The organism is Methylobacterium sp. WL6 (assembly GCF_008040095.1).
Classification (GTDB): Bacteria; Pseudomonadota; Alphaproteobacteria; order Rhizobiales; family Beijerinckiaceae; genus Methylobacterium.
Genome location: NZ_VRVH01000163.1, coordinates 1 through 9,883 on the forward strand (window position 1 = coordinate 1; position 9,883 = coordinate 9,883).

Below are 9,883 nucleotides of genomic sequence, written 5' to 3' on the forward strand. Positions count from 1 at the left end.
CCCCCGATCACCGCCCCCGCGAGCGCCCCGATCGGGCCGGCGACGAGGGCGCCGGCGACCGCGCCGGAGCCGACGCCGACCACCGTGTTGCTGGCGGCCGAGGCCGTCCCCGGCAGGGCGAGGCCCGCCGTCAGCATCAGCCCGAAAAGTGCGTGTCGCAGCATGGTCTTGCCCTTCGATCGGTGGCGTTTCCCCAGCCCTTGGCCGCGGAACGTGACCAAAGCGGGGCCCGGCCGTTGCACGAACGACACGGCGTCGGCGGTTTCGATTGCGCCGGAATCTCCGGGTTTCGGCGCCGCGGCCCCTGGTCAGGCGAGTGCGTTGCGGTAGGGTCGCGCGATTTTATCCGGGGTCCCAGCCGAATGTCCGATCTCCGCCTCCGCCGCAGCGTCCTCTACATGCCGGGCTCGAACCAGCGTGCGCTCGACAAGGCGAAGACCCTGCCGGCCGACTGCCTGATCCTCGACCTCGAGGACGCGGTCTCGATGGAGGAGAAGGATCTCGCCCGCGATCAGGTCTGCGCCGCGGTCAAGAGCCGTGCGTACGGCGACCGCGAGCTGATCATCCGCGTCAACGCCCCCCAGACGCCGTGGGGCGAGAAGGACCTGCGCGCGGCGATCGAGGCGCGGCCGGACGCGATCCTGATGCCGAAGGTGTCCTCGCCGGCCGTGCTCGAGAGCATCGCCGACCACCTCGAGGCCCTCGACGCGCCGGACGACATCGCGGTCTGGGCGATGATCGAGACGCCGGCCGCGATCCTGAACATCCAGGACATCGCCCGTGCCAGCCGCGACCGGCGCACCCGGCTCACCTGCTTCGTGCTCGGCACCAACGACCTGGCCAAGGACACCTGGGCCCAGCTCGTGCCCGGCCGCGTGCCGATGCTGCCGTGGATGATGTTCACCCTCGCCGCGGCCCGCGCGTCCGGGCTGACGATCCTCGACGGCGTGTGGAACGACATCGGCGACGTCGAGGGCTGCCGCGCCGAGTGTCGCCAGGCGCGCGACCTCGGCTTCGACGGCAAAACGCTGATCCACCCCAACCAGCTGGAGCCCGCCAACACCTCCTTCGCCCCGACCGAGGAGGAGGTCCGCCGCGCCCGCCTCGTGCTCGAAGCCTTCGACCGGCCCGAGAACGCCAAGCGCGCGGCGATCAAGGTCGAGAACCGCATGTACGAGCGCCAGCACGTCGGCATGGCCAAGCGCGCGGTGACGTGGTCGGAGGCGATCAAGGCCAAGGGGCAGTGAGGGGACGGGCGGCCGATGAATGGCCGCTTTCGGGAAGCGCCGATCCGCGTGAAACGCGCAACGCGCACCACACGCCGTAGCCATCTCCGACGCTGCGGCAACGCGAAGGGTCAAGCTCATGCTGAGCGCGATCTCTCGACCATTGGCGGCCGCTCTCGCGGGAAGCGCCCTGCATGGAACCGTAGCGCTCGCGCAGCCAGCCGAGTGCGGCAAACTTCAAGAGATGCTCGAGGAACGCAGGGCGTTCGTGGCGGCGGTGAATGCCGGTTCGAAGTCGGCGATCACGAAGACGCCTGAGGCGACCTGCGCACTGTTCGGTGATCTGCAGCGGAATGGCGCCATTGCGATCGCCTGGATCGAAACGAATCGGGCGTGGTGCGCGATTCCCGACGCGTTCGCCGAACGCTTCAAGGCCGATCAGATGAAGACCCTCGCGATCGGCGATCGGGCGTGCGGCCTCGTTCGCCCCGCGCCTCTGCAGATCGATCCGCTGCCGGCTCATCCGAGAGGATGACGGCGCCGATCGTGGCAATCGTCGTGTTCGCTTCGGGGAAAGAGCTGGAGCATTCCAGGGCGAGGTTGCTTCCGGTTCGCGTGCAGAAAACGCGATCTCTCAAATGGAGCCATTCCCGTGATCCAGGGATCACGGACATCGCTCGGGAGTTCGATATTCCTCCCGCGATGAGGTCTCCCCTTCCTGGCTCGTGACAACGTCCTGGGCTGTTCCAGCATCAAATCGCGACCGGTCAGCCCGATGCCGTGCAGTGGAACGCCACCGTCTCGTAGCGGTAGGCCACGCTGTCATGCCCGGCGAGGTCCGGCGTGGCGGCGATCAGCCCCCGTATCTCGGCGGCGACGGCCGCCTGCTCGCCCGGGGGCAGGGCGGCGATGAAGCTGACCGAGAGCGCACGGCCGACGATCACGTCCTCCGATGGTCCGACGTGCCGGTGCGGCAGGCGCCGCTCGTGCAGGGGGCCGAAGCCCGGGCCGGGGAACACCGCGCGCCAGTTTTGCGTGCGGTAGCGCGGGGTGTCGTCCTCGTAGGCGTCGACGATCCGCGTCAGCGCCGCGACCCAGGGCACGGATTCGTCGCGCACGTTCCAGACCAGCCCGAGCGTGCCGCCGGGGCGGAGCACGCGGCGGATCTCGGCGAGCGCCGCCGGGGTGGAAAACCAGTGGAAGGACTGCGCGCAGACGACCGCGTCGACCGAACCGTCCGCGAGGGGGATGGCCTCCGCATGCCCCGGATGCGCCGCGACATCGGGATTTCGCGCGGCGAGCCGTGCCAGCATCTCCGGCACCGGCTCGACGGCGACGACGCGCGCTCCGGTGGCGGAGAGGCGCGGGGTGAACTTTCCGGTGCCCGCGCCGAGGTCGAGCACGGTGCGGCCGGGGCCGAGCCGCAGGTCGTCGCGCAGCCAGCCGTCGAGGGCGGGCGGATAGTCCGGGCGGCCGCTGACGTAGGTGTCGGCCTGGGCGGCATAGCCGGCCGCGGCCGACCGGTGGATCGTGTCCATCCCGAGCCCTCGCTTCCCTCGAACGCTGTCCCACGGGTTCGCCGCCCCGCAGGCATGCGTCAAGCCGGGTCGGCCGCCGCGGCGGCGACCAGGGCCGTGCCGTCCCCGGTCAGCGCGTAGTGCGCCCGGCCCGACCGGGCGTCGCGCCGGCCCACCGCGAGGAGCCCGGCTTCCTCCAGGGCGGTGACGGCGCGCAGCGCGTGGGCGTGGGCGACGTCGAGGGCCTTGGCGAGGCCGCGGCTGTCGGCGGCCAAGCCGCCCTTCGCCGCCGCCAGCAGCACGGCCTCGATCGATCCAAGATCCGGCCGCTGGCGGGCGATCGCGTCGACCAGCGCCAGGAACGCGGCGTCGTCAGCCTCGCTCAAGCCGCCGCGGCCGCTTCCGCGCGCCCGCGCACCGTGACCAGCACCGACTTCGAGGTCGGCGTGTCGCTTTCGGTGCCGAAGGTCGAGAGCGGCACCAGCACGTTGAGCTCGGGATAGTAGCCGGCCAGGCTCCCGCGCGGCATGTCGAACGGCACCAGCCGGAAATCCTCGGCGATGCGCGACGTGCCGTCCGCATGCAGGCCGACCACGTCGACCCGCTCGCCGAAGCTTTCACGCAGGGTCGCGAGGTCGTCCGGGTGGCAGAAGATCACCCGGCGCTCGCCGTAGACGCCGCGGTAGCGGTCGTCGAGGCCGTAGATCGTGGTGTTGTACTGGTCGTGGCTGCGGAAGGTCTGCAGCACGAAGGTGTTCTCGGCCGCCGAGGCCACCTGGTGCTCGGTCGCCTCGGGGAGCGCGTCGGCGGAGAAGTTGGCGTGGCCGGTGGCGGTCTCGAACACCCGCTCGGCGGCGAGATTGCGCAGCATGAAGCCGCGCGGGCGCCGCACCCGGACATTGTAGCCGGTAAATCCCGGGATCGTGCGCTCGATCCGGTCGCGGATGCGGTCGTAATCCTCGGCCATCTCCGCCCAGTCGATCCGGCCCGAGCCGACGGTGGCCGCGGCCATGCCGGCGATGATCGCGATCTCCGAGCGCAGCTCCTTCGAGGCCGGCTTGTTGATGCCGCCCGAGCCGTGGACCATGCTCATCGAATCCTCGACGGTCACGATCTGGGTCTTGCCGGCGGCGTTCCGGTCGATCTCGGTGCGCCCGAGGCAGGGCAGCACGTAGGCGACCCGGCCCGGCACCAGGTGCGAGTGGTTCAGCTTCGTCGCGATGTGGACGGTCAGCTCGCACGAGGCCAGCGCCTTGGCCACCAGGGCCGTGTCCGGCGTGGCGCGGGCGAAGTTGCCGCCGAGGCCGATGAAGGCCTTGGCGCTGCCGTCGAGCATCGCGCCGATGGCGGCCAGCACGTTGTGGCCGTGCCGGCGCGGCGCTGCGAAGCCGAACTCGCGCTCGAGCGCGTCGAGCAGGGCGGCCGGGGGCTTCTCGTTGATGCCGACCGTGCGGTCGCCCTGCACGTTCGAGTGGCCGCGCACCGGGCACAGGCCCGCGCCGGGCCGCCCGATGTTGCCGCGCAGGAACATCAGGTTGGCGATCTCGCGCACCGTCGCCACCGAGTGGCGATGCTGGGTCACGCCCATCGCCCAGGTGGCGATCGACTTCGACGAGGCGACGTAGATCGCCGCCACCTCCTCGAGCACGGCGCGGGCGAGGCCCGACTGGTCCTCGATCGCGTCCCAAGTGGTCGCGTCGACCGCGGCGCGGTAGGCGGCGAGGCCTTCGGTGTGGCTGTTGAGGAAGGCGCGGTCGAGCACCGAGGGGCGGCCGGCGGCGAGCGCCGCGTCGTCGGCGGAAAACACCGCCTTGGCGATGCCGCGGAAGGCGGCCATGTCGCCGCCGAGCCGCGGCTGCAGGTAGTGGCTGGCGATCGGCCGGCTCGCGCCGCGCAGCATCTCGACGGTGTTCTGCGGGTCGGCGAAGCGCTCCAGGCCGCGCTCGCGCACGGGGTTGAACACGACGACCTTGGCGCCGCGCTCGGCGGCCTTGCGCAGGTCGGCCAGCATGCGCGGGTGGTTGGTGCCGGGGTTCTGCCCGACGACGAAGATCGCGTCGGCCTTCTCGAAATCCTCCAGGAGCACCGTGCCCTTGCCGATGCCGATGGCCTGGCCGAGCCCGATGCCGCTGGCCTCGTGGCACATGTTCGAGCAGTCGGGGAAGTTGTTGGTGCCGTAGGCGCGGGCGAACAGCTGGTACAGGTAGGCGGCCTCGTTCGAGGCGCGGCCGGAAGTGTAGAACTCGGCCTGGTCCGGGTGGTCGAGGCCGCGCAGCGTCGCGCCGATCTCGGCGAAGGCCGCATCCCACGTCACCGCGACGTAGCGGTCGCTCGCGGAATCGTAGCGCATCGGATGGGTGAGGCGGCCCTCGCCTTCGAGGGCGTAGTCGCTCCAGCCGCGCAGCTCGGTCACGGTGTGGCGCGCGAAGAACTTCGGCGGCGCGCGTTTGTCGGTGGCCTCCCACGACACCGCCTTCACGCCGTTCTCGCAGAACTCGAACGACGAGCCGTGCTCCGGGTCGCCCCAGGCGCAGCCGGGGCAGTCGAACCCGTCGGGCTGGTTCGCCTTGAGCAGGGCGCGGGCACCCGAGAGCGGGGAGCGGCTGCCGAGGAGATGCTTGCCGCAGCTCTTCAGCGCGCCCCAGCCGCCTGCGGCCGAGGAGCGCTTGGGCGTGGCGACGGGGTCGGTCATGACGGGGCCTGAATCGGGTTTCGCGCGTGGCGATCACGCACTTGCGAGATAAGAGACCGCGTGGGTGCTTCTCAATCGTGCCCCGGCGCACCCCCCTCATGCGTCCGGCACGCGCGCATTTTTAACGGTTCTCGTTTCCGGACACGGCGAAGGGTCGGTCGATGCAGGCACGGGTTCGGATCGTCGCGGCGCTGGCGGCCGGCTGCGCGGTCGCGATCGCGATGATGGCGCACGACCGGGCCCGGGATGCCGCCTGGGCCGTCACGGCGAGCCAGATCGCCGACGCGCGGGCGCACGGCAAGCCGGGGGTGGAGATCGCACCCGGCCGCTTCGTCGCGGAACCGCTCCCGAGCGAGGGGGCCGCGCTGCTGCCGGTGAAGTGGGGTCTGATCGGCGCCGTCGTCGCCGGCGCGGTGCTGGTCGGGACGCGGCGGCGTGCGTGAGCGGACGGCAAGCGCTTCCGTGACTGCAAACGAAGCCGCGCCCTCCCTCCCCCCCTCTGCGGGGGAGGGAAGGGCGCCGGTCTAAGCCGCCTTGGACAACGCCGTCGCGTCGCGCCCGACGATCTCGGCCAGGCTTGCCAGCCCCTCAGCCCGCATCCGCTCGAGCAGGCCGCGCTTGATCGTGGAGACGAGGCCGGGGCCTTCGTAGACCAGCGCCGAGTAGAGCTGCAGCAGGCTCGCGCCGGCGCGGATCTTGGTCCAGGCGGCCTCGGCCGAGTCGATGCCGCCGACGCCGACCAGGGGCAGCCTGTCGCCGACGCGCCGGTAGGTCTCGGCCAGCATCCGCGTCGAGGGCGCGAAGAGCGGGCGGCCGGACAGGCCGCCGGCCTCCCCCGAGAGCTTCGTCTCGGTGAGCGAGGCCGGCCGCGCGATCGTGGTGTTCGAGACCACGAGCGCCTGAACCCCGCGGCGGATCGCGGTCGCGCAGATCGCGTCGAGCGCGTCCAGCGTGATGTCGGGGGCGATCTTCAGAAGGATCGCGGCCTTCGTGCCGTTCCGGGCCGCGGCCGCGGCCGCGTCGCGGGTCGCGACCACGCGGGCGAGCAGGTCGTCGAGGAAGGCCTCGCCCTGGAGGTCGCGCAGGCCCGGGGTGTTGGGCGACGACACGTTGACGGTGACGAAGTCGACCAGCGGCGCCAGCCGCCCGGTGCAGGCGACGTAGTCGGCGAGCCGGTCGGTCGCGTCCTTGTTGGCGCCGATGTTGACGCCGACGATCCCCGGCCGCCCGGCCCGCGCCCGCAGGCGCTCGGCGACGACGTCGAGGCCGGCGCTGTTGAGCCCGAAACGGTTGATCACCGCCCGGTCGCCGGGAAGCCGGAACACCCGCGGGCGCGGGTTGCCGGGCTGGGGCTTCGGCACCACGCCGCCGACCTCGACGAAGCCGAAACCCAGGCCGAGCAGGGCGTCGGCCGCCTGCGCGCCCTTGTCGAAACCCGCCGCGAGCCCGACCGGATTCGGAAACCGCCGGCCGAACACCTCGACCGCGAGCCGTGCATCGTCGGCCGGCGGCGTGCGGGCCGGCAGCAGGGTGAGCGCGCGAACGGTGAGGTTGTGTGCGTGCTCCGCGTCGAGGCCGTAGAGGGCCGGGCGAAGCAGCGGGAACAGGGCGCCGATCATGCCGGAATCTCCGCGGGCAGCGCGGGCACGCCGTCGGGGCCGAGCGGCAGCGCGCTCACGCTGCGCACCGCGTCGAGGGGCAGGTCGCCGTAGAGGTGCGGGAACAGATCGCCGCCGCGGGAGGGCTCGAACCGCAGCGCGGGGCCGAGCGCCTCCGCCTCGACGGCGACGAGCACGAGGTCGTTCTGACCGGAAAAGTGCCGCCGCGCGGTCTCCGCGAGCTGCGCGGCTGTGGAAAAGTGGATGAAACCGTCGGCCCGGTCGATCCCGGCGCCGGTGAACCGGCCGAGGCCCTCCGCGTCCCGCCAAAGCGTCTCGGGACAGATCTTGTAGATCAGCGTCATCGCGGCACCCGGTCTCCGATGCGCCGTCGATAGGGTGCCGGGCCGCCCCCTGGCAACCGTTTCGGGGTGCGATCGGGCCAGCGGAACGGCGTGGATCACCCATTCGGCCGATTGCCTTTTTCAATCCGTAGTTCTACTTTCCTACAACTAGGCCGTGCGTCTCAGCGGTCGTTTTCGCCTTGGTCACGCATGCTGTCCCACGAGCAGATTTGGAATGCCATCGACCGTCTGGCCGAGCGCCACGGCTTTTCGCCATCCGGCCTCGCCCGACGTTCCGGCCTCGACGCCACCAGTTTCAACCGATCCAAGCGCGTCGGCGTCGACGGCCGCAAGCGCTGGCCCTCCACCGAGTCGGTGTCGAAGGTGCTGGCCGCGACCGGCGCCAGCCTCGACGACTTCCTGCGGCTGATCGAGGCGCGCGAGGGGCCGCCGCGTGCGACCGTTCCGCTGATCGGCCTGACTCAGGCCGGCGCCGGCCGCCAGTTCACCGACGAGGGCATGCCGACCGGCGGCCCCGGCTGGGAGGAGATCGAGTTTCCCGATCTCGGCGAGGAGCGCGCCTTCGCTCTGGAGGTGCAGGGCGATTCGATGCTGCCGCTGTTCCGCGACGGCGACGTGTTGATCGTCTCGCCGTCGGCCGGCGTGCGCAAGGGCGACCGCGTGGTGGTGCGGCTGCATTCCGGCGAGGTGCTGGCCAAGGAACTCCGCCGGCGCACCGCGCGCACGGTCGAGCTCGCCTCGCTCAACCCCGAGCACGAAGACCGCAACCTCAACGTCGGCGAGATCGCCTGGATCGCCCGGGTGATGTGGATCCGGCAGTAGAGGCTGTCGGGGGGCGGTCGGTCCTCCGCTCCGTCGTCCCGGGGCCGTGCAGCGGAGCCGGGGATCCAGACCCGTCGGCGGCACTTTCCCGAGCACGGCCTGCGGTTCTGGATTCCGCGTTCGCCTTCGGCGCTGCGGAATGACGCGATTGTGTTGAAGGGCCTGAGGCCCGACGCAGCCCCGGATGGTGCCTGCGAGAGACGGCGGACCCGCTTCGGCAGTTGGGCGCCCGACCGCCGCCGCGTCCCGCGGCCGCGCTTCAGGCTTGGCCGTCCGGCGCGATGCGGCTATCGCTGAGCGCGTCGGGGCCGTCGCTCCGCGAGGCCGGACGAGAGCATGGCAGAGCCCGACGCGGACGCCTTCGACGAACCGGCGCTCGAGGCCGGCTGGACCGCGCTGCTCGATGCCGCGGCGCCCGCCTTCCTGTTCGACCCGCGCCGGCCCGACGCGCCGATCGTGCACGCCAATCCGGCCCTGCTGCACCTCGCCGGGCTGGAAGCCGCGGCCCTGGTCGGGCGGAACGTCCGGCTTCTGGCGGCCGACCGCCGCACCCTCGACGACGGCGCCGAGTTCCTGGCGGCGCGCGGCGACGGCTCCACCTTCTGGGCGCGCCTGACCCTCGGTCCCATCGCCGGGAGCCCGTACCGCCTCGGGCAGGTCTTCGACGTGACGCGCCGGCGCGACGCCGAGAGCGCCCTGGTGCTGTCGCGACAGCGCGAGGCGCTGGGGCTGCTCACCAACAGCGTCGCGCACGAGTTCAACAACTTCCTCCAGATCCTGATCGGCTACATCGACGGGCTGAAGCGCCGGCTCGGCGACAGCCAGGAGCCGTTCATCCAGCGGGCGATGAGCCGCTCGACCGACGCCACCGAGCGTGCCGCGATCCTCACGCGCCAGCTGCTGGCCTACTCGCGCAAGATCGCCCCCGACGTGCGCCCGATCGACCTCGACGCGCTCGTCGCCGCGACCGCGGAGCGCCTGCGCCCCGGCCTGCCCGCCGGCGTGCGCCTGGAGGTCGCCGGCACGCCCGGCCTGCCGCGGGCGATCAGCAACCCGCTCCAGGTCGAGCTGGCGCTCGGCCACGTCGTCACCAACGCCTGCGAGGCGATGCCGGACGGCGGCACGATCCGGATCGAGAGCTTCCGCATCGCACCCGGCGACCGGTCGGTCCAGCGTCCGGAGGACGGCGCGGTCGGCATCCGCATCGCCGACACCGGCGCCGGCATGTCGCCGGAGATGCTGGCCCGGGCGCTCGCGCCCTTCGCCACCAGCCGCGAGGCCGGGCGCGGGGCGGGGCTCGCCATCGTCCACGGGCTGATGAAGCGGCAGAACGGCACCATCGCCCTGGACAGCCGGGCGGGGGAGGGCACGCAGGTGCGGCTGGTGTTTCCGGCCGCGCCCGAGCGGGCCGCATCCGGCCCGCACTGACGATTCGTTCGCGATGCTGCGGAAAACATCGCGGGCCGACGGACTAAAACCCCGCGCCCGGCGTCACCATCTTAATCGTCGGCGCTCGCGCCAGGACGTTTGACGACGTCCACGACGTTTCGAGATGATTAGAGGCGTATCGATGCTCACCTCCACCACGCGCCGCAAGCGTGCGGCGCGGGGTGGAGGTGAGCATCGATAGGCCTCTAATCATCTCGAAACGTCGTGGCCGGCG

Annotated in this window: 10 protein-coding genes; 5 read left to right on the forward strand and 5 right to left on the reverse strand. The window is 71.8% G+C overall.

The window, feature by feature from the left end; genetic code table 11:
• The first annotated feature begins 362 nt into the window (after positions 1 to 362).
• Both FV230_RS18540 and FV230_RS18545 read left to right on the forward strand, forming a co-directional pair.
• Positions 363 to 1,247 carry a CoA ester lyase gene (locus FV230_RS18540; protein WP_147729473.1) on the forward strand — a complete coding sequence of 295 codons (885 nt, stop codon included), beginning with the start codon at positions 363 to 365 and terminating at the stop codon, positions 1,245 to 1,247.
• Between the two features lie 118 nt (positions 1,248 to 1,365).
• Positions 1,366 to 1,761, forward strand: coding sequence for a hypothetical protein (locus FV230_RS18545; RefSeq protein ID WP_147843447.1), 396 nt, complete (start codon positions 1,366 to 1,368; stop codon positions 1,759 to 1,761).
• Between the two features lie 232 nt (positions 1,762 to 1,993).
• On the opposite strand, the gene FV230_RS18550 is transcribed toward FV230_RS18545, so the two are convergent.
• The 3 genes from FV230_RS18550 to FV230_RS18560 are packed head-to-tail and all read right to left on the reverse strand — an operon-like array spanning position 1,994 to position 5,435.
• Positions 1,994 to 2,764 carry a class I SAM-dependent methyltransferase gene (locus tag FV230_RS18550; protein WP_147843448.1) on the reverse strand — a complete coding sequence of 257 codons (771 nt, stop codon included), beginning with the start codon at positions 2,762 to 2,764 and terminating at the stop codon, positions 1,994 to 1,996.
• Positions 2,765 to 2,823: 59 nt separating this feature from the next.
• Positions 2,824 to 3,129 (reverse strand): hypothetical protein, encoded by a 306-nt coding sequence (locus tag FV230_RS18555; protein WP_187275547.1) that lies wholly within the window; start codon positions 3,127 to 3,129, stop codon positions 2,824 to 2,826.
• The gene (locus FV230_RS18560; protein ID WP_147843449.1) at positions 3,126 to 5,435 is read right to left on the reverse strand and encodes an FdhF/YdeP family oxidoreductase; all 2,310 of its coding nucleotides are present in this window, start codon (positions 5,433 to 5,435) and stop codon (positions 3,126 to 3,128) included. Before FV230_RS18560 ends, FV230_RS18555 begins: the two co-directional genes overlap by 4 nt.
• Before the next feature lie 161 nt (positions 5,436 to 5,596).
• Here FV230_RS18560 and FV230_RS18565 point away from each other — a divergent pair, with 161 nt between their 5' ends.
• On the forward strand, positions 5,597 to 5,878 hold the full coding sequence (locus FV230_RS18565) for a hypothetical protein (RefSeq protein WP_147843450.1): 282 nt from the start codon (positions 5,597 to 5,599) through the stop codon (positions 5,876 to 5,878).
• A gap of 81 nt (positions 5,879 to 5,959) precedes the next feature.
• On the opposite strand, the gene FV230_RS18570 is transcribed toward FV230_RS18565, so the two are convergent.
• Positions 5,960 to 7,054 (reverse strand): quinone-dependent dihydroorotate dehydrogenase, encoded by a 1,095-nt coding sequence (locus FV230_RS18570; protein WP_147843451.1) that lies wholly within the window; start codon positions 7,052 to 7,054, stop codon positions 5,960 to 5,962.
• Entirely contained in the window at positions 7,051 to 7,398 is a 348-nt protein-coding gene (locus FV230_RS18575; RefSeq protein WP_147843452.1) for a DUF952 domain-containing protein, read from the reverse strand. Before FV230_RS18575 ends, FV230_RS18570 begins: the two co-directional genes overlap by 4 nt.
• 189 nt (positions 7,399 to 7,587) lie before the next feature.
• On the opposite strand from FV230_RS18575, the gene FV230_RS18580 reads away from it, so the two are divergent.
• Positions 7,588 to 8,220: a helix-turn-helix transcriptional regulator gene (locus tag FV230_RS18580; protein WP_147727904.1), complete on the forward strand. Its 633-nt coding sequence runs from the start codon at positions 7,588 to 7,590 to the stop codon at positions 8,218 to 8,220.
• 336 nt (positions 8,221 to 8,556) lie between these two features.
• On the forward strand, positions 8,557 to 9,648 hold the full coding sequence (locus tag FV230_RS18585; protein WP_147843453.1) for an ATP-binding protein: 1,092 nt from the start codon (positions 8,557 to 8,559) through the stop codon (positions 9,646 to 9,648).
• Positions 9,649 to 9,883 lie beyond the last annotated feature (235 nt).